This window comes from Pseudoalteromonas sp. GW168-MNA-CIBAN-0100, from assembly GCF_040309225.1.
GTDB classification, from domain to species: Bacteria; Pseudomonadota; Gammaproteobacteria; order Enterobacterales; family Alteromonadaceae; genus Pseudoalteromonas; species Pseudoalteromonas arctica.
The window spans coordinates 1-426 of sequence record NZ_JBEOOL010000142.1 but is presented as its reverse complement, the minus strand read 5'-3'; the positions used below and the strand labels follow the sequence as shown (position 1 = coordinate 426).

The 426-nt window shown below is 33.3% G+C and carries 1 protein-coding gene; it reads left to right on the top strand.

The genetic code is table 11. The annotated features are described in order from the left end of the window. On the top strand, positions 1–227 hold a 227-nt coding region (locus tag AAEY62_RS20425; protein WP_350636039.1), incomplete at its 5' end, for a DUF4282 domain-containing protein. Positions 228–426: the final 199 nt, after the last annotated feature.

Sequence of the window (426 nt, the reverse complement as noted above, 5' to 3'; positions counted from 1 at the left end):
AATCTATGCTGACACCTAAAATCATTACTTTTGTATATTGGTTAATGTTACTAGGTGCTGTAATTTCTGGTGTAAGTACTATGTTTATGCAGTACGGTGGTGGTTTTTGGACTGGGCTTGGTATTATTGTTGGTGGTGTAATTGGCGCTAGAATTTGGTGTGAACTACTTATCGTTTTATTCAAAATTCACGAGAATTTACAAAAAATAGCTAATAAATCAGAATAAAAATTTAACGTGTCACAGTAAGTTTCAGTTAGAAATAAAACCAGACACGTTATTTTATCCAAAAAACTCCGAGAAAACCCATTGTTCGACACGAAGTGGCGTCGATGGGTAGTTTACTTTAACCACTTTGAGGTTCAAAAAGGCTAAAATACATTTGCAAACATAGTTTTAAGTAAATTATTTATAAAGAGGTTAGGGG